This is a genomic window from Methylomonas sp. MS20, assembly GCF_050275925.1.
In the GTDB taxonomy this organism is placed as follows: Bacteria; Pseudomonadota; Gammaproteobacteria; order Methylococcales; family Methylomonadaceae; genus Methylomonas; species Methylomonas koyamae_A.
The window spans coordinates 1,088,382-1,104,951 of the sequence record NZ_CP189962.1 but is presented as its reverse complement, the minus strand read 5'-3'; the positions used below and the strand labels follow the sequence as shown (position 1 = coordinate 1,104,951).

The window sequence follows — 16,570 nt, the reverse complement described above, 5'->3', positions numbered from 1 at the left end:
TCCGGACAAAGGAATTATTTGGCCGGCTCTTCAATGAACGAGCCGAAACGCATGATACGTTGATAACGTTTCTCCAACAGTTTGTCCATGTCGCCAGCTTCCGCCTGCAATTCACCCAAATGCCTGAGCAAGGCTTCCTGCAAATTGGCGGCGATCTTGGCGAAATTGCGGTGACCGCCACCGACCGGCTCGCGGATGACTTCGTCCAAAAAGCCTTGTTCGCGCACGCGGTCGGAGGTTATGCCCATGGCCTCGGCAGCCAACTGGGCCTTGTCGGCGCTTTTCCATAAAATAGACGCACAACCTTCCGGCGAAATTACCGCGTAAGTACTGTATTCCAACATTAGCAAACGGTCGCCCACCCCAATAGCCAACGCGCCACCGGAGCCGCCTTCACCGATCACGGTACAGATAATCGGTGTCCGCAATTTGGACATTTCGAACAAGTTACGGGCAATCGCTTCGCTCTGACCGCGCTCTTCCGCGCCAATGCCAGGATAGGCGCCGGGAGTATCGATCAGACAAATGACCGGCAACTGAAAGCGCTCGGCCATTTTCATGACGCGCAAGGCCTTCCGATAACCTTCCGGCCGCGGCATTCCGAAGTTTCTGTAAATTTTTTCCTTAGTGTCTCGACCTTTTTGATGACCGATCACGACGACCGGCCGACCCTCCAAGCGCGCTAAGCCGCAAACGATGGCCGGGTCGTCCGCGAATGCGCGATCGCCATGCAACTCATGGAATTCGGTGAAAATTAACGAGATATAATCCAGCGTGTAGGGCCGTCCCGGATGGCGCGACAATTGGGAAATCTGCCAGTCGGACAAGTCGCTGAAAATACTCTCGGTCAGGCTCTCGCATTTCTGCTCCAACTGCTTCAGCGTCTCGGAAATATCGAAGTTGTTGTCTAGCTCGACTTTGCGCAGCTCTTCAATCTTGGCTTGCAGTTCGGCAATCGGCTGTTCAAAATCAAGAAATTTTAAATCCATGGCTTTCGGGAGCGGAATCTCTAAAATGGCCGGCAATTCTATTAAAAAAAGCCGATATTGCCTATCTATTTCGGCCGCGGTTTCGCTTAGCGTGCGACCGCTCCCCTATGGTCACCGTCACGCTTATGTCATTCATGAATAGCAAATACTCCGGTCCTCGCGACGCCTATATGCCGCTAGCCGCCAAAATGCGACCAAGCAGCCTTGATGAATTTATCGGCCAACAACACCTCCTGGCAAAAGGCAAATCGCTGCGGGCAGCTATCGACAACGGCGTATTGCATTCGCTGGTATTTTGGGGACCGCCGGGAGTCGGCAAAACCACGCTGGCCAAGATTATCGCCGGCATGACCCATAGCCATATCATCGAGTTGTCGGCGGTGATGGCCGGTGTCAAGGAGATTCGCGCCGCCGTGGGCGAGGCTGAAGAAATCAAGGCTCGACAGGGCTTGAATACCATCGTATTCATCGACGAAATTCACCGTTTTTCGAAGAGTCAGCAGGACTCGTTGCTGGCGCCCATCGAAAGTGGCGCAATCGTGCTGTTCGGCGCCACCACCGAGAATCCGTCGTTCGAGCTGAACAACGCGCTGCTGTCGCGCTTGCGAGTCTACGTACTGCTCAGCCTCGATACCGACGCGCTGATCGAACTGCTGGAGTGTGCGCTAAGAGATAAACAGCGCGGCTTGGGTCTGCGGCCGATCGAGATAGACCGCGAAACTCTGACGATGATCGCCAAGGCCGCCGATGGTGACGCCCGACGAAGTCTGAATATTCTGCAAATTGCCGCCGACCTAGCCGAGACCGCGGACGGACGAGAAGTCGTTAAGCCTGGAATGATCGACGAAGTCCTGCAAGGCCACGCAAACCGCTTCGACAAGCGCGGCGATATTTTTTACGATCAAATCTCCGCTTTGCACAAATCAGTGCGCGGCACCGATCCTGATGCGGCATTGTATTGGTTTGCCCGGATGCTGGACGGTGGTTGCGACCCGCTTTACATTGCCCGACGCGTGATTCGAATGGCCGCCGAAGACATCGGCAACGCCGATCCGCGCGGCTTACAACTCGCGCTAAACGCTACCGAGGCCTACGAAAGACTGGGCAGCCCTGAAGGCGAGCTGGCTTTGGCGCAAGCGGTAACCTATCTTGCGTGCGCACCGAAAAGCAACGCCGTCTACACGGCCTACAAGGCGGCAATGATCGATGCCAAAAAAAGCAGCTCGCTGGAAGTTCCAATGCATCTACGAAACGCACCGACCGGTCTGATGCGGGATTTAGGCTATGGCGCCGAATATCGCTACGCACACGACGAAGATCAAGCATTCGCCGCTGGCGAAAATTATTTCCCCGACGCCTTACAAAACCGCCGTTATTACTTTCCGGTCGAACGCGGGTTGGAAAGTAAAATTAAAGAAAAGCTTAACTTCCTGCGCGGCTTACCGGCCAAAAAAACCTGATGCGATCAAATTTCGAAGGCGTAAAAAAAAGCCTCGCAACCCTGGGGATTGCGAGGCCGTGGAAACAAACGAACGATGGATGCTTCGTTTGCGAATCTCCGCCAATGGAGAATCAGACAGACTGCTTAACCGGATAAGTGGGTTCGGCCGCGATATTACTCATTAAAGCCGCTACACCGAACATTAAAGTCGAAAGAATAAACTCGCCGGAAATAAATCCGACAATACCGGTAAATGAAATAACCCCTATCATTAAATCTTTTTTAAATTCGTTCATGACAACCTCCGCGACATTTGATAAGAAACAGCTTTAATAAATCCACCCACCAAAGTCATCGCTATTCGACTTGGCGGCGTCGGGACTAAGTAAAAGCCAGTTCTTGATCAAATGCCAACCTCAGTGACCGACTATTGGAGGAATATCGCACTCTTTGTCGAAAAATTCGCGACTGGTTGGCAATCCGCCAGTATTGTCGAAGCCGATTTCCGGGCTAGCCTTAGCCGGAAACTGGCTTTACACTGCGGCAATTTTCCCCTTAACCTCTCCTGGTGACCCAATGAAAAGTCGCTTACATTGCACCCTTGTACTGATTGCACTGACCGCTACCGCTTGCTCGAAAGCCTATTACGGCGGCCTGGAAAAACTGGGCATTCCTAAGCGGGAAGTCATGGTACATCGGGTCGAAAAAGCCCGCGAGACCCAGGAGGAAACCAAGCAACAATTCAAATCGGCACTGGAACAGTTCACCGTATTGACCAATTTTCAGGGTGGCGACCTGGAATCAACCTACCGGAAACTAAACGACGAGTATGATGCCAGCGTGCGGAAGGCGGATGAAATTCACAAACGCATCGCCGATATCGAGGACGTTTCGGAAGCGTTGTTTGCCGAATGGGAAGCCGAACTTAGGGAATACACCAACGCCTCGCTCAGACAAACCAGCAGCAAAAAACTGACCGTAACGAAAACCCAGTACCGGCAATTGCTGACAGCAATGCGCAAAGCGGAGTCCAAACTGGAGCCGGTACTGAATGTCTTCAAAGACCAAGTCTTGTTTCTAAAGCACAATTTAAATGCTCAGGCCATCGCTTCGCTAAAAGGCCAGCTCGATAGCGTGAAATCGGATGTTTCCGCGCTAGTCCTTGAAATGGAAAAATCGATCAACGAAGCGGATAGCTTTATCGCGACCATGGAAAAGTCTTGAAGACTCCGGACTAAGTCCGGTTAGACCGAACAACCGGAGCACACCGAAATTGTGTACTCCGGCCCTCATTCAATCTTGGTGAGCGAAGCGCTTGCGCTCCTCGGCACTCTTACCCAATGCCTTGGCCATCCACGGCGGCGGCGCGTCAAACACTTTCTGAAACTCGCGCAACTGTGCTTCAGCTTCGATCACGTCCGGGATCTTGATCGGATAAATATCGGCTCGAATCACTTTCGCGGCGGCCGGTCCACCGATAGACTGCACGAATAACACATGGCAGTCCTTGATCAACTCGGCCCGGAACAGGTTTTTATCGTCGGCGGTATCGGCTTCCACCGTAGAGCGGATATCCACCAATCGCATGGCGTCCTTGGACAATTGATACACCAAAAACCGGATGCACGAGCCGAAATGCCCGTTCAACGACTGCCCGCTGTTGGATGCGATCGCGACCCGGATCGATTCCGGCATGTCGCCTTCCTTGTAGGGGAGGATTTCCGGCAAGCCCTCGTCACCGTCTTCCTCGCCCCATAGATAACGCACTGCCAATTTGATGTTGGCCAATCCAATGTCGATATCCTCGCCATCTTCCTCGCCGTCGTGGCTGCCAATCCCGGTTTTCAAATTGGTGACGGTAATGGTTTTCAGGCGTTCGTCGGTCAACGGCGAACCGACTTTTTCGTGCAGAATTCCAATCAGCGACGCCACATCCACGCCGGGCAACACTCTTGACGCCAACGCAATGCGGAGCGCGATATCTCTTGATAATTCCATAGCGTTACCCCTAAAGTTTGTGCTGTTCTTTCCAGTCGGCGTAACCGCCGGCCATGCTGTATACCTGCTGAAAACCGAAATCTCCGAACATTTCCGCCATATGCTCGCTGGCATGGCCGTAATAGCAATAAATCAGCATGGGCTTGGACTTATCGGCTTTTCTGATCAAGGTGTCGCGCAACTGTTCGTGTACGTGCATCGCATTGTCGATATGTCCTGCCTTATAGTCCTTAAGGTCCCGGCAATCCAAGATCATCGGCTGCTGTTCGGCGATCAAGGCTTCGGATTCGGCCACCGTAAGCGTCTTAAAGTTTTTCATAAGTCCTCACCCCCGTTTCGCTTCGCCGACCCGTTACACCGGACCGTAGCTTGCTTCGCGTTTAACTTCGATGGTTTTAGTCAACGCCGCTTCGTAGCTCAACGTTTCGCCTTTAAATTTAAAGCTTTTTGCCGCGTCGTACACGGTGATGACTTTGTCTTCGGCGGACTGGCCTTTCAAGTCTGCTTTCTCGATGTACAGAAATTCCATCGTTTCGTTCCAGACCATGCCCTCACTGTACGGCAACAATTTGAATGTATAACCTTCCAATTCGACAACCATTGGAGCGGCGATGTTTTCGACGTAAATCAAAGCCAAGGTATCGGCGGTCAAACCGGCTTTATATTTCTCGACGAATAGTGCAAGGGACTCCAACTGATAGACCATACCGTTTAAAAACAAGATCTTGTCGCTATCGGCCAGCATCGCCGCTTGCTGGATCAATAATTTGGGCGGGTTACGGTCGTTGGGATTGGTCGCGCCTTCGCGCATGGCACCTTCGATCAGCACTAAGTCGCCGCGCCAAGCAGTCAGACCCGCAGTGCTGGTTTTGCCCAATACCGTAGAAATGGTCAATAGGCCTTGGCTGTTGTAACTGTCGAGTAACATCGGAAACATCTCCTAATAGATAAAAAATTCGGTTCAATTTAATTAAGCAAGAGCCTTGCCAGCCAAGCATACCCTTATCGCAACTGGGGCTATTCACGAATTGGGGTCATTCCGGCTTATCGGAAAACCCCGATTTGCCGACAGCGACCGCCAACAATGTCGCAAACACTACAAATTCCACGCGATTTTTCGGTTCGCCGTTGTAGGCTTTAACACTATTTTGCAGCGCCCCTACCGAATCGATATACTCAAATATAATTAACGAACTACCTCGCCAAACACACTACCCCAATTCGCTAATGCCCTACCGCGCTCGTCCACGGCCAGAGCCATGGCCCAAAAACTGCTTGTAAATACGTGGATTATGCCCATCAAGCAAAGTGCGACAACTTTCAGTCAAATCGCCACTATCGCACTCGATCAGCGTTAGTCCCGAACCGTTTCACGAACAATCACGTCTTTCGATATATATAATATGATATACCGAATATCCGCTTCGTTTGTTACTGAAACACCTGTTCCGGCCAAGCTGTCAAAGAAAACCTGCCGACAAGCGCGATCTTTAAGTCGGGGCGTTGACGATAGCGTTCGCCGGTTAACCCTGGCTCTTCGAGAGCAACGATCACCCACCAAACTAGCGAGGCCACCATGTTGTTAGAAATGAACGTCAAATTGCGCAGAGGCCATTTCGACCTGACCACATCGCTGGCGATCAATGACAACAGCATGGGCCTGCTCGGGAAATCCGGCGCCGGCAAAAGCACCTTGCTGGGCTTGATCGCAGGCGCCATTCAGCCGCATAGCGGCTACATTCTGGTCGACGGCAAGATCTTGTTCGACAGTCGCAAGGGTATCGTCATGCCGCGCGAACAACGTCCGGTAGGCGCCGTACTACAACTGGATTGCGCCGATCCGTCCGAAACCGTCCGCGAAAACTTGAACGCCACCCGCGAGCGCACGCTGAGGCATCGGAGAAACTTCAAGCTACCGTTCTTGATCGAGTTACTCGAATTGGGCAGTCTGCTCGACCAACCCTTACCGCTGCTTTCAGCCGGGGAAAGGCAACGGGTGGCCTTGGCCCGGTCGCTGGTGAAGTCGCCGCGCTTGCTCCTGCTGGACGACACCTTTGCGACGATAGGCCACGACTACCGGCCGCTGCTATTGGCACTGCTCAAGCGCGCTCAAATCGAACTCAACCTGCCCGCACTCTACGCCAGTCAATCCTTAGGGGAAATCCTCGACTTGACCGACCAATTGATCGTGCTGGATCAGGGGAAGGTGACGCGTAGCGGCTCATTACCGGAAATCGCCAAGGGACAAGGCATGCTTCGCTATCTGGGCATGCGTCAGATAGACAATTTGCTGCCAGTCACCATACGTCATCACGACCATTCCGCCGGCCACACCCAGGCAGACAGTTTCGGGCTGCCGTTGGCGCTGCCGCTGAGGCCGCAATTGGCTCCGGGCAGCGGGACCCAGGTATCGATCCGCGCCAACGACATCGCGCTGTCGCGCGGCTACTTAAGCGGCATTTCGATCCAGAACCAGATCAAGGGCCGCATCTGCGCGCTTATTCCCAGCGGAGAGAGCTTAATTGTGCAAATCGATTGCGGCGGCGCGTTGCTGGCCGAAATTACCCACGGCGCAGCCCGCGATATGGCTCTACAGGAAGGCGATACGGTTTATTGCTTGATCAAGACCCATTCGATCGCTTATCTGCGCGAACTTCAAACTCAGTCATACCAACGCGTGATTAGCGTAGGTCCGGATCACTATCACTTACTTGAAACCGCGCCCACAGCCCACGGCTTCCACCACGCTATCGCAAATAGCGCCGTCGAAATCAAGCAAGTAACCGAGCGAATCATTCAGGCCTAAGCACAACTAAATCCTATACATCTGTTGTAGCCTATCCACTAAGCGACGGGCCCACTCATCGCCCGCGCGCGCCACCGGCAGCGGCTCGAGGCGGCCGGCCGCCCCGAGCACGTTCGCCCGGACGGTCGCCGGGCCGAGCTTGCGACCGAGGTTTAGCCGCTGCCTTAGGCTTGGCCTTGGACTGAGACTTGGCGGAAACCGGTTCCAGCGACACTTTTTCGTAGCCTGTATCGGCAACCCGCGGAATCGACTTTTTCAGGAGTTTTTCGATTGCCGCCAACAATTGCGCTTCTTCAGCATCGACCAACGAGATTGCCTGCCCTTCCGCGCCGGCCCGGCCAGTGCGTCCGATGCGATGCACATAGTCCTCGGCGACTTGCGGTAGATCGTAATTGACAACATGCGGCAACTGTTCGATATCAAGCCCGCGTGCGGCGATGTCGGTCGCCACCAGTGCCGTGATCGCACCGCTTTTAAAATCGTCCAGCGCGCGGGTCCTGGCTCCCTGGCTCTTGTCGCCGTGCAAGGCCGCGCAGCGTATGCCATCCTTGATCAGCTGCTTGCACAAGCGATCCGCGCCGTGCTTGGTACGCACGAAAACCAGCACCTGCTGCCACCGGCCGTCGCCGATCAGATGCGCCAGCAATTCGCGCTTGGACTCGCGCTTGATACCGTAGACCAACTGCGACACGGTTTCCGCCGCCGAATTGCGTTTGGCAACGGCAATCTCGACCGGGTCGCTCAACAATTGTTCAGCCAGCGTGCTGATCTCCGGCGAATACGTTGCCGAAAACAACAGATTCTGGCGCCGTGCCGGCAATAATTGGATAATTTTGCGGATGTCGCGGATAAACCCCATATCCAGCATCCGGTCGGCTTCGTCGAGCACGAAATACTCGATTTGCGACAGGTCCGCATAGCCTTGCTGGATCAAATCCAACAAGCGGCCGGGAGTCGCAACCACGATATCGGTTCCGCGCTGCAATTTTTGGATTTGCGGCTTGCTGCTGACGCCCCCGAAAATCGCTTCCGCAAAAAACGGCAGATGCTTACCGTAAGAGCAAACGCTCTCGTAGACCTGCAGCGCCAGTTCGCGGGTCGGCGTTAGGATCAACACCCGAATAGGTCGGGGCTTTTTCCTCACAGGCGCTTGTTGCAGCAATTGCAACAAAGGCAGTGTAAAGCCCGCGGTTTTGCCGGTGCCGGTCTGAGCACCGGCCAGCACGTCCCGCCCCTGCAATATCACCGGGATCGCTTGCTCCTGAATCGGAGTAGGCGTTTCGTAACCTTGTTCGGCAACGGCTCTAAGAATTTGCTCGGAAAGACCGAGTTCTGAAAATAGCATGGATTAACCTTATGTTGTTTCCGTCATATAATTCGGGAAAATTTGGAAAAAATTCGGGACATGACAACCGTGTCCAAAATACGGCTATATTTATTCTGAAATTTTATGACCCGAGGAAGGACGCCCTTCATCATTCCGCAGGAGCCAAACGATGAAACCCGAGAAGCGCAATCACCTTAGAGTAAGACCTAGAGGCCTGCAGGCAGGTATCGTTTTCAACCCCACGACAGCCAAGGAGCTGGCGTTCGAGGCCGATATCCTCGATATTAGCTACAGCGGCATTCGCGTCCGGCTTCGCAAGCCGCTGGCGGACGATATAGTCGGCAAAATCAAGATCACGATGATATTGCCGGAATCCGGCACGCCGTTCAGCGTGCACGGCGTTATCAAGCATCAGCACAGCGAATCCGAATGCGGCCTGCATTACATCGACCACGTCGAAGGGTCGATAGACGATCTGATGTTCGAGTGCGTCGAACTTGACGAAAGTACCGTGTTGATCAAAACCAATTAAAACACCGTCCGGCGCGATCCGGCTCAAGCGGTAATCACGAAACGAACCGCATCCAGACGCAATTGCGCGTCCTGTATGCTCTCGTGCGATAACATCGTCATTTCCTTGAGTTGTTCGATCTCGGCATCCTTGATCGCCGGATTGACTTTTTTCAGCCTGACCATCCGCTTGATTTCACCGGTCAATGCCGCCACCATTCGATTGGTGGCTTCGCCAATCAATTGCTGGGCCTTGCCGCCAGCGGCTTGTTCCGCTACTTTGATCATCTCCTGAATATGCTGGCGTTGGCTATTCAAAAACTGACTGATTTGGGCCTTCTCGAACTTATCGCCGGTTTCGATCAGACTGTCATGGCTGACCGACGCCGTTAGATCCATCTTGTTTTGGTCTATCAACACCCGAATCGGCGTATGCGGCAAAAACCGGCCAATTTGCAGTTCGGCCGGCGCACTACACTCGAGTACGAACAGCAATTCCAACAAAAATTGGCCGGCCTTCAATTGTGCATGCCTGACCACGCTGACCGCGGCATTGCCCGTCTCGCTAGACAACACCAAATCCATCGCCGCCAAAACCATCGGATGTTCGGCGGTCAGAAACAACATGTCCTCGCGCGCCAACGCAATATCCCGAGCCACCGTTACGGTCAAGCCGTCGTCCTGCAACATCGGAAAATGCGAAATGCGCAGATTTTCGCTGGGCCGCAGGATATGGCAAGCCTTGGAGTGGTACTCGACGTCGACGCCGTAGCAATCGAAAATATCCTCCAGATAAGGCCACAAACTGCCATCGGATTCGCTGGCGTGAATGGCTTCGACCAATTGCCGAGCAGGCTCCGGACGGCAGGAGTTCAGTTCCAGCAACAAATCGCGGCCCTTCTGCAATTCCGCTTCGAGGCGCGCATTCAGCTGGCGAGTTTCTTCTATCAACACTTCAACCGCTGCTCGCTCGCGACTGGCCAACGCCGCCGACAACGGCCCACTCAAGGCTTTGGCCACCTGCGACGCCGCCGAAACGTTATGTCGAAACGCGTCCAAACCTTCGTCGAACCAGCGAAACAACACCTCGCGCGAACTGCCGACCAGGTAGGGAATGTGGATCTGTATCACATGCTTTTGGCCGATCCTATCCAATCGGCCGATACGCTGTTGCAGCAAATCGGGGTTTTCCGGCAAATCGAACAGAAACAGATGCCGCACGAATTGAAAGTTGCGCCCCTCGCTGCCGATCTCCGAACACAACAGAACCTGCGCCCGACTGTCTTCATCGGCAAAGAATGCCGCCGCTCGGTCCCGCTCAACGATACTCATGCCCTCGTGAAATACCGCCGCGGTATGTCCCACGTGATGTCGCAGTATTTGCTCCAGCTGGATCACGGTGTCGGCTCGCCGGCAAATCAGCAACGCCTTCTCGTCGCCGAGGGTCTTCAAGGTGTCAATCAGCCAAAACAGATAGGGACTGTCGGCGAGTTCGGCGGTGTCCTCGCCGAGAATCGGATAACCATGGCGTTCCCGGTCCGGAAAACCTTTGACCGTATGTCGGGAGTTTCTGAACAAGATCCGACCCGTGCCGTGGTGATCCAACAGCAACTTGATCAATTCCTCGCGCGCGCCGACATTACTGTCGTTGACTTGCTTCAGCCATGCTTCGGCATTGTCGTGTTTCAACAACTCGCCTAACTCGACTTGCTCTGCCTCGTTTAACGGCTCACCGGAAATCAGCCGATTCGCCAACTGCGCCACCGGCTCGAATTGCTTTTCGTCTTGCAGATATTGCGCAAAGCTGTAGAAGCGATCGGGATCGAGCAATCTCAAGCGGGCGAAATGACTCTCCTTGCCCAATTGCTCCGGCGTGGCGGTCAACAACACCAAGCCCGGCACCGCTTGCGCCAACTGCTCGACGAAACGGTACTCGACGCTGGGGGCGGTCTCGCTCCATTCCAAATGATGGGCCTCGTCGACGACGACCATATCCCAGCCGGCCGCCAACGCTTGTGGCTGGCGAACGGGAAAGTCAGCAAAAAACTGTTGGCTGCACAGTATCAATTGCTCGTTTTGAAACGGATTGCCGTCGTCGTTGAACGACATGCAACGGGTTTCGTCGAACAGGCTGAAACGCAGATTGAAGCGCCGCAACATTTCAACCAACCATTGGTACATCAGGCTTTCGGGCACCAAAATCAAAACTCGTTCGCTCAAGCCGTTAATCAGACGGTGTTGAATGATCAAGCCGGCTTCTATGGTTTTCCCTAAACCGACTTCATCCGCCAGCATAATGCGCGGCGCGGCGCGGTTAGCGGCCTGATGCGCGATATACAATTGATGGGGAATCAGCGCGGCGCGCGCGCCTTGCAGCCCCTTGACCGCCGACTGTTGATGGCGTTGCTGGCGCCGCCAGGTTTCGTAGCGCAGCAAATACCAGGCGGTCGGGTCGAACTGGCCGGTGAACAATCGATCTTGCGGCTTGTTGAATTGAATATGGTGGTTGAGTTCCATCTCGTCAATTTGCTGCAATCCGCCGTCTTCGTCGACACCGATATAGGTCAACAGCCCGGCGTGCTCGTCCACTTGCTGTACGCTGATCTTGACGTATTCCACCGATTCGACGGTATCGCCTTCCGCGAACCTGACCCGCGTCAGCGGAGCGTTATCGCGCGCGTAAACCCGCCGATCGCCGGTCGCCAGGAAAAGCACCGTGACGCGATTGTATTCGGCTTCCAATACCATGCCTAAGCCGAGCTCAGATTCGGTGTTGCTAATCCAGCGTTGGCCGGGAATAAATTCGTTCATTGATTTAGTTGTCTGTCTGTTATGCCGACCGTACGACCATCGCCGATAGCCTCTGGTCTTTCCACTTTACGTCCGGTATCGGTATCGATCCAACGACTCCGTCGGCTTCCGAAAAATGGGGAAAACATGGTTAAATCCGCCCAACAAGCTCCCCCTCACTCGAAAACAGGACACTGTGATGCCCAAACCGATTACGCCTTTGATTGCAGCCGATATTCTGATCGAACTGATCGACCACCCGCAGCGCCCCTTCGTGTTGATCGAACGCAAATACCCGCCTTACGGCTGGGCTGTGCCGGGTGGCTTTGTCGATGTCGGTGAAACGGTTGAACATGCCGCGGTTAGGGAAGCAGCGGAGGAAACCGGTCTTGACGTTCGTCTGACTGCATTGCTGGGCATTTATTCCAATCCGCAACGCGATCCGCGCAACCACACCGCGACGGCGGTTTACATCGCGGAAGCTCACGGCTCGCCAACAGCGGCCGACGACGCCAAGAATTGCGGTTTGTTTACCTTTGACAATTTGCCGCCGGTTTTGGCCTTCGATCACGCATTGGTCATAGCCGACTACCGTCATTATAAACTGACCGGAGAAATAGCGCCGCTAAGAATATAAGTGGACGCTGATTCGAGTGCGTGGCCCGCAGGGCGCGTTCGAGAAAACTCAGTTTTTCAAACCCAGTACGTCCTGCATATCGTAAAGACCGCTGGATTTGTCGGCCAGCCAAATAGCGGCGCGCACCGCGCCGTTGGCGAAGGTCATCCGGCTGCTGGCTTTGTGGGTGATTTCGACGCGTTCACCTTCGTCGGCAAACATCACGGTGTGCTCGCCGACGATATCGCCGGCCCGTATCGTCGAAAATCCAATGGTTTTACGATCGCGGGCACCGGTCTCGCCTTCCCGTCCGTAAACGGCGCAGTCCTTTAAGTCCCGGCCCAGCGCCGCCGCGACGACTTCGCCCATCCGTAATGCGGTGCCGGACGGAGCATCGATCTTGTGCCGGTGGTGGGCTTCGATGACTTCGATGTCGGTGTAATCGCCCATCACTTTCGCGGTCGTTTCCAGCAACTTCAACGACAGATTGACGCCGACACTGAAATTGGGCGCCATCACGATTGCGATGTCCCGCGCGGCCTCTGCGATTGCCGCTTTTTGGCTCTCGCTAAACCCGGTGGTACCGACGACAAGTTTTTTCCCGGCTTGCCGGCAGACGTCCAGGTAGGCCATCGTCGCATCCGGCCGGGTAAAATCGATCAGCGCGTCGAAACAATCCACGACTGCCGCCAAATCGTCGCCGACCGGCACGCCGGCCGGCGAAACGCCGGCCAAATCGCCGGCATCCTTGCCTATCGCCAAACTGTCCGGCCGCGAAATCGCGACCGTCAATTCGGCTTGCGGCGCGGCTAACGCCGCTTTCAACAAACACAATCCCATGCGCCCGGAAGCACCCACCACGCCGATACGCATCGCCATCATCCCGTCAACTTGTCGAAAAAGCTTTTCACACCGTCCATCCAGCTATGTTCCTGGGGACTATGTTGTTTACCGCCACCGCTGAGGGAGACTTGCAGTTGCTCGATCAGAGCCTGCTGATCCTTGGTCAAGCGCACCGGCGTTTCTATCTGTACCCGGCACAGCAAGTCGCCTATGGCTCCGCCACGTACAGGCTTGACACCCTTGCCGCGCAATCGAAACATTTTGCCGGTCTGGGTTTCCGGCGGGATTTTCAGCATCACCTTGCCGTCCAGGGTCGGCACTTCCAACTCGCCGCCCAAGCAGGCGGTCGGAAAGCTGATGGGCACTTCGCAATAGAGATTCGCACCGTCGCGGGTAAAGATCGGATGCTCCTTAACCTGAACCTGAACGTACAAATCGCCGGACGGACCGCCGTTGATACCGGCCTCGCCCTCGCCGGCCAAGCGAATCCGGTCGCCGGTATCGACGCCGGCCGGCACCTTGACCGACAGCGTTTTGGTTTCCTGAATACGGCCTTGCCCGTAGCATTTCGGACAAGGGTCCTTGATTTGCTTGCCGGTACCGTGACAGGTCGGACAGGTTTGCTGCACCGAGAAAAAGCCTTGTTGCATCCGCACTTGGCCATGACCGTGGCAAGTCGAACAGGTGACCGGGCTGCTGCCCTTCTTGGCGCCGCTGCCGTTACATTCGCCGCAGGCGACCAGCACCGGCACCTTGACGGTCGCTTCGGTACCGCCGACGGCTTCTTCCAGCGTCAACTCCAGGTTATAACGCAAATCCGCGCCGCGCTGGACGCTGCTGCGCTGCCGTCCGCCACCGCCGCCGAAAATGTCGCCGAACACATCGCCGAAAATGTCGCTAAAGCTTTCCGCCCCGCTGAAACCGCCGCGGCCGCCACCCATCGACGGATCGACGCCTGCATGACCAAACTGATCGTAGGCCGCCCGCTTCTTCGAATCGGACAATATCTCGTAGGCCTCCTTGATTTGCTTGAATTTCTTCTCGGCGTCTTCCGGATTGTCCTTGTTGCGGTCGGGATGATACTTCATCGCCATTTTGCGATAGCTCTTTTTGATCTCGGCTTCGCTGGCGTTACGATCGACTTCCAACAGTTTGTAAAAATCTTCTTTTGCCATAACGTAGAAAACCGCCGGCGTTTACCAGCGGTTATTTAGTGTGTTGAATGAATGGAACGATGAGGGTGATTAACACCTTTCACCCTGACTCTCTCCGTTAACGGCGAGAGGCTCCCCGGTGAGGATTATTTTTTGTCGTCCTTCACTTCCTCGAACTCGGCATCGACCACATTGTGGTCTTCGGCTTGCTGGCCGCTAGCCGCATGGGCTTCGCCGGCAGCGGCGTCCGCTCCGCCTTTTTGGGCGTAAACCCGTTCGGCCAGTTTACCCGAAAGCTCGGTCAGCGCGGCGGTTTTGGCTTCGATAGCGTCCTTGTCGTCGCCTTTCAACACGCCCTGCAAGTCGCTGATGGCCGCTTCGATCGCCGATTTTTCGTCGCCGGTGACTTGGTCGCCCAATTCCTTCAACGACTTTTCGGTCGCGTGGATCATGCCTTCCGCCGAGTTACGCGCAGAAACCAGCTCTTTCAGTTTGCGGTCTTCATCGGCATGCGCTTCGGCGTCCTTGATCATGCGCTCGACTTCGGCATCCGACAAACCGCTGGACGCCTTGATCACAATGGATTGCTTCTTGCCAGTGGCTTTATCCTTGGCCGACACGTTCAGGATACCGTTGGCGTCGATGTCGAACGACACTTCGATTTGCGGAATACCGCGCGGCGCAGGCGGAATGTCCTGCAAATCGAAACGGCCCAGCGATTTGTTGCCTGACGCCATTTCCCGCTCGCCCTGCAACACATGCACGGTGACCGCGGTTTGACTGTCTTCGGCGGTCGAGAATACTTGCGAAGCATTGGTTGGGATCGTGGTGTTTTTCTCGATCAGTTTGGTCATCACCCCGCCCAGGGTTTCGATACCCAACGACAATGGCGTGACGTCCAGCAGCAACACGTCCTTGACGTCGCCGCCCAATACGCCGGCTTGAATCGCCGCACCCAGCGCTACCGCTTCGTCAGGGTTGACGTCTTTGCGCGGCTCTTTGCCGAACAATTCTTTAACGAAGGCCTGCACTTTCGGCATCCGAGTTTGACCACCCACCAAAATCACGTCGTTGATTTTCGAGGTCGAAATGCCGGCATCTTTAATCGCTTGCAAGCAAGGACCTTTGGTGCGCTCGATCAGTTCGTCAACCAGCGATTCCAGTTTGGCGCGGGTCAGTTTGACGTTCAAGTGCTTCGGACCGGACGCATCTGCGGTGATATACGGCAGGTTGATGTCTGTTTGCTCGGCGGAAGACAACTCGATTTTCGCTTTCTCCGCAGATTCTTTTAGACGTTGCAGCGCCAATGGATCGTTGTGCAAATCGATGCCGGTGTCTTTTTTAAATTCCCCGGCCAGGAAATCGATGATGCGCAAGTCGAAGTCTTCACCGCCCAGGAAGGTGTCGCCGTTGGTGGCCAATACTTCGAACTGGTGCTCGCCTTCGATTTCGGCGATTTCGATGATGGAAATATCGAAGGTACCGCCACCCAAGTCGTAGACCGCGATGGTGGTATCGCCTTTCGGTTTGTCCATGCCGAACGCCAACGCCGCCGCGGTTGGCTCGTTGATGATGCGTTTGACGTCCAGACCGGCGATCCGGCCCGCATCTTTAGTCGCTTGGCGTTGCGAATCGTTGAAGTAAGCCGGTACGGTGATGACCGCTTCGGTGACTTCTTCGCCCAGGAAGGCTTCGGCGTCTTTTTTCAACTTCATCAACACGCGGGAAGACACTTCCGGCGGCGCCATTTTTTTACCGTGGCACTCGACCCAAGCGTCGCCGTTGTTGGCTTCCATGATTTTGTAAGGCACCATTTTGATGTCTTTCTGTACCGCGTCTTCTTTGAAACGGCGGCCGATCAAGCGCTTGATCGCGAACAAGGTATTTTCGGGGTTGGTCACCGCCTGACGTTTGGCGGACTGACCGACCAGCACTTCGTTGTCGCCGGTGAAGGCGATGATGGACGGCGTGGTACGCGCGCCTTCACTGTTTTCGATGACCCGCGCGGTGCCGTTTTCCAGGACCGCGACGCAGGAGTTGGTGGTTCCTAGGTCGATTCCGATGATTTTAGCCATTGAGATTCTCCAGACTTGAAT

The 16,570-nt window shown here is 54.9% G+C and carries 15 protein-coding genes; 5 read left to right on the top strand and 10 right to left on the bottom strand.

Annotated features, from left to right (window positions below; genetic code table 11):
* Positions 1–14: 14 nt before the first annotated feature.
* A complete protein-coding gene (accA, locus tag ACQE3D_RS04880) occupies positions 15–989 on the bottom strand; it encodes an acetyl-CoA carboxylase carboxyl transferase subunit alpha (RefSeq protein ID WP_064031034.1) in 975 nt (324 codons plus the stop codon).
* A gap of 134 nt (positions 990–1,123) precedes the next feature.
* On the opposite strand from accA, the gene ACQE3D_RS04875 reads away from it, so the two are divergent.
* Positions 1,124–2,449, top strand: a complete 1,326-nt coding sequence (locus ACQE3D_RS04875) for a replication-associated recombination protein A (RefSeq protein ID WP_313728849.1) — start codon at positions 1,124–1,126, stop codon at positions 2,447–2,449.
* Between the two features lie 112 nt (positions 2,450–2,561).
* On the opposite strand, the gene ACQE3D_RS04870 is transcribed toward ACQE3D_RS04875, so the two are convergent.
* Positions 2,562–2,726 (bottom strand): hypothetical protein, encoded by a 165-nt coding sequence (locus ACQE3D_RS04870; RefSeq protein ID WP_168031883.1) that lies wholly within the window; start codon positions 2,724–2,726, stop codon positions 2,562–2,564.
* Positions 2,727–3,006: 280 nt separating this feature from the next.
* On the opposite strand from ACQE3D_RS04870, the gene ACQE3D_RS04865 reads away from it, so the two are divergent.
* Positions 3,007–3,654, top strand: coding sequence for a DUF2959 domain-containing protein (locus ACQE3D_RS04865; protein ID WP_313728851.1), 648 nt, complete (start codon positions 3,007–3,009; stop codon positions 3,652–3,654).
* A 69-nt stretch (positions 3,655–3,723) separates the two neighbouring features.
* Here ACQE3D_RS04865 and ACQE3D_RS04860 read toward each other — a convergent pair whose 3' ends face one another.
* Genes ACQE3D_RS04860 through ACQE3D_RS04850 form a run of 3 tightly spaced genes read right to left on the bottom strand, consistent with a single transcriptional unit; the run spans position 3,724 to position 5,356 of the window.
* Complete coding sequence (locus tag ACQE3D_RS04860; protein ID WP_064031032.1) at positions 3,724–4,428, bottom strand: dinitrogenase iron-molybdenum cofactor biosynthesis protein; 705 nt, start codon at positions 4,426–4,428, stop codon at positions 3,724–3,726.
* Between the two features lie 10 nt (positions 4,429–4,438).
* Positions 4,439–4,747, bottom strand: coding sequence for a rhodanese-like domain-containing protein (locus ACQE3D_RS04855; protein ID WP_064031031.1), 309 nt, complete (start codon positions 4,745–4,747; stop codon positions 4,439–4,441).
* Between the two features lie 33 nt (positions 4,748–4,780).
* A complete protein-coding gene (locus ACQE3D_RS04850) occupies positions 4,781–5,356 on the bottom strand; it encodes a hypothetical protein (RefSeq protein WP_313728852.1) in 576 nt (191 codons plus the stop codon).
* Between the two features lie 648 nt (positions 5,357–6,004).
* On the opposite strand from ACQE3D_RS04850, the gene ACQE3D_RS04845 reads away from it, so the two are divergent.
* Positions 6,005–7,234, top strand: coding sequence for a molybdenum ABC transporter ATP-binding protein (locus ACQE3D_RS04845; RefSeq protein ID WP_313728853.1), 1,230 nt, complete (start codon positions 6,005–6,007; stop codon positions 7,232–7,234).
* Between the two features lie 55 nt (positions 7,235–7,289).
* On the opposite strand, the gene ACQE3D_RS04840 is transcribed toward ACQE3D_RS04845, so the two are convergent.
* A complete protein-coding gene (locus ACQE3D_RS04840; protein ID WP_427551415.1) occupies positions 7,290–8,579 on the bottom strand; it encodes a DEAD/DEAH box helicase in 1,290 nt (429 codons plus the stop codon).
* A gap of 151 nt (positions 8,580–8,730) precedes the next feature.
* On the opposite strand from ACQE3D_RS04840, the gene ACQE3D_RS04835 reads away from it, so the two are divergent.
* On the top strand, positions 8,731–9,093 hold the full coding sequence (locus tag ACQE3D_RS04835) for a PilZ domain-containing protein (protein WP_071155148.1): 363 nt from the start codon (positions 8,731–8,733) through the stop codon (positions 9,091–9,093).
* 23 nt (positions 9,094–9,116) lie between these two features.
* Here ACQE3D_RS04835 and rapA read toward each other — a convergent pair whose 3' ends face one another.
* Positions 9,117–11,882: an RNA polymerase-associated protein RapA gene (gene rapA, locus ACQE3D_RS04830; RefSeq protein WP_313728856.1), complete on the bottom strand. Its 2,766-nt coding sequence runs from the start codon at positions 11,880–11,882 to the stop codon at positions 9,117–9,119.
* Between the two features lie 178 nt (positions 11,883–12,060).
* Between rapA and ACQE3D_RS04825 the strand changes: the two genes are divergently transcribed.
* Entirely contained in the window at positions 12,061–12,498 is a 438-nt protein-coding gene (locus ACQE3D_RS04825; RefSeq protein ID WP_064031026.1) for an NUDIX domain-containing protein, read from the top strand.
* A 48-nt stretch (positions 12,499–12,546) separates the two neighbouring features.
* Here the strand turns inward: ACQE3D_RS04825 and dapB are convergent, their stop codons facing one another.
* From dapB to dnaK, 3 genes are all read right to left on the bottom strand, one after another.
* Positions 12,547–13,356 (bottom strand): 4-hydroxy-tetrahydrodipicolinate reductase, encoded by an 810-nt coding sequence (gene dapB / locus ACQE3D_RS04820; protein ID WP_313729462.1) that lies wholly within the window; start codon positions 13,354–13,356, stop codon positions 12,547–12,549.
* On the bottom strand, positions 13,356–14,495 hold the full coding sequence (dnaJ, locus tag ACQE3D_RS04815; protein WP_071155152.1) for a molecular chaperone DnaJ: 1,140 nt from the start codon (positions 14,493–14,495) through the stop codon (positions 13,356–13,358). Before dnaJ ends, dapB begins: the two co-directional genes overlap by 1 nt.
* Before the next feature lie 125 nt (positions 14,496–14,620).
* Complete coding sequence (gene dnaK, locus ACQE3D_RS04810; protein ID WP_071155154.1) at positions 14,621–16,549, bottom strand: molecular chaperone DnaK; 1,929 nt, start codon at positions 16,547–16,549, stop codon at positions 14,621–14,623.
* Positions 16,550–16,570: the final 21 nt, after the last annotated feature.

Excerpts from the sequence above, each read along its gene's own strand:
- accA (WP_064031034.1), bottom strand. The coding sequence starts at position 989 with ATGGATTTAAAATTTCTTGATTTTGAACAGCCGATTGCCGAACTGCAA.
- ACQE3D_RS04875 (WP_313728849.1), top strand. The coding sequence starts at position 1,124 with ATGAATAGCAAATACTCCGGTCCTCGCGACGCCTATATGCCGCTAGCC.
- ACQE3D_RS04870 (WP_168031883.1), bottom strand. The coding sequence starts at position 2,726 with ATGAACGAATTTAAAAAAGATTTAATGATAGGGGTTATTTCATTTACC.
- ACQE3D_RS04865 (WP_313728851.1), top strand. The coding sequence starts at position 3,007 with ATGAAAAGTCGCTTACATTGCACCCTTGTACTGATTGCACTGACCGCT.
- ACQE3D_RS04860 (WP_064031032.1), bottom strand. The coding sequence starts at position 4,428 with ATGGAATTATCAAGAGATATCGCGCTCCGCATTGCGTTGGCGTCAAGA.
- ACQE3D_RS04855 (WP_064031031.1), bottom strand. The coding sequence starts at position 4,747 with ATGAAAAACTTTAAGACGCTTACGGTGGCCGAATCCGAAGCCTTGATC.
- ACQE3D_RS04850 (WP_313728852.1), bottom strand. The coding sequence starts at position 5,356 with ATGTTACTCGACAGTTACAACAGCCAAGGCCTATTGACCATTTCTACG.
- ACQE3D_RS04845 (WP_313728853.1), top strand. The coding sequence starts at position 6,005 with ATGTTGTTAGAAATGAACGTCAAATTGCGCAGAGGCCATTTCGACCTG.
- ACQE3D_RS04840 (WP_427551415.1), bottom strand. The coding sequence starts at position 8,579 with ATGCTATTTTCAGAACTCGGTCTTTCCGAGCAAATTCTTAGAGCCGTT.
- ACQE3D_RS04835 (WP_071155148.1), top strand. The coding sequence starts at position 8,731 with ATGAAACCCGAGAAGCGCAATCACCTTAGAGTAAGACCTAGAGGCCTG.
- rapA (WP_313728856.1), bottom strand. The coding sequence starts at position 11,882 with ATGAACGAATTTATTCCCGGCCAACGCTGGATTAGCAACACCGAATCT.
- ACQE3D_RS04825 (WP_064031026.1), top strand. The coding sequence starts at position 12,061 with ATGCCCAAACCGATTACGCCTTTGATTGCAGCCGATATTCTGATCGAA.
- dapB (WP_313729462.1), bottom strand. The coding sequence starts at position 13,356 with ATGGCGATGCGTATCGGCGTGGTGGGTGCTTCCGGGCGCATGGGATTG.
- dnaJ (WP_071155152.1), bottom strand. The coding sequence starts at position 14,495 with ATGGCAAAAGAAGATTTTTACAAACTGTTGGAAGTCGATCGTAACGCC.
- dnaK (WP_071155154.1), bottom strand. The coding sequence starts at position 16,549 with ATGGCTAAAATCATCGGAATCGACCTAGGAACCACCAACTCCTGCGTC.